The sequence below is a fragment of the Vibrio sp. Vb0304 genome (genome assembly GCF_033338995.1).
Taxonomy (GTDB): Bacteria; Pseudomonadota; Gammaproteobacteria; order Enterobacterales; family Vibrionaceae; genus Vibrio; species Vibrio alginolyticus.
In genome coordinates this window covers 1-1,008 of sequence record NZ_JAWOTT010000401.1, presented here as the reverse complement: position 1 = coordinate 1,008, position 1,008 = coordinate 1, and the positions used below count along the sequence as shown (strand labels likewise).

The 1,008-nt window shown below is 46.5% G+C and carries 1 protein-coding gene; it reads left to right on the top strand.

What is annotated here, in order from left to right; all coding sequences use genetic code 11:
* Positions 1 to 883: ammonium transporter (locus tag R7P35_RS26540; protein WP_318093480.1), on the top strand; the 883-nt coding region annotated here is incomplete at its 5' end.
* Between the last annotated feature and the right edge of the window lie 125 nt (positions 884 to 1,008).

Genomic DNA, 1,008 nt, shown 5'->3' with positions numbered 1-1,008 from the left:
TGTTGTTTCGGGGGCCGTTGCAGAGCGCATGAAGCTTTGGTCATTCTTGCTGTTCTCAGCTGTTTTGACCGCGTTCATTTACCCAATTGAAGGCTACTGGACATGGGGCGGTGGCTTCCTATCTGAAGCTGGCTTTAGCGACTTCGCGGGTTCAGGTATTGTTCATATGGCAGGTGCGTCTGCGGCGCTAGCTGGCGTGTTACTGCTTGGTGCTCGTAAAGGTAAATACGGTAAAAACGGTGAAATCTACCCAATTCCTGGCTCGAACATGCCATTAGCAACACTGGGTACGTTTATTCTTTGGTTCGGCTGGTTTGGCTTCAATGGCGGTTCTCAATTGATGGTTTCAGACTTTGAAAACGCAACGGCGGTTGGTCAAATCTTCCTTAACACGAACGCGGCTGCGGCTGCTGGTTCGATTGCTGCATTGTTTGTGTGTAAAACCACTTGGGGTAAAGCAGATTTAACCATGATCCTTAACGGTGCGCTGGCTGGTTTGGTCGCTATCACGGCAGACCCACTATCACCATCACCTTTGTATGCTGTAGCAATCGGTGCGGTATCGGGTGCGCTAGTGGTATTTAGCATCATCGGTCTCGATAAACTGAAGATTGACGATCCTGTAGGTGCAATTTCAGTTCATGGTGTTTGTGGTTTCTTCGGTCTAATGGTTGTTCCTCTAAGCAACGGTGAAGCAACGTTTGGTGCGCAGCTTCTTGGTGCCGCAGTGATCTTTGCTTGGGTATTTGGTGCAAGCCTAGTGGTTTGGGCGATTCTTAAAGCTACGGTTGGTATTAGAGTTACGGAAGAGGAAGAAATGGAAGGCATGGACATGCACGATTGTGGTGTTGGTGCTTACCCTGAATTCGTAACTGTGAAGTAAATATGCCTTGTAATAAATAGTTACATTCTCGGTATGTAAAAACCTGCTCCGATGAGCAGGTTTTTTTATTTTGGTCGTTGTTTTCTTATTGAACATACATATAATAACGCAACTGATAAACGTTA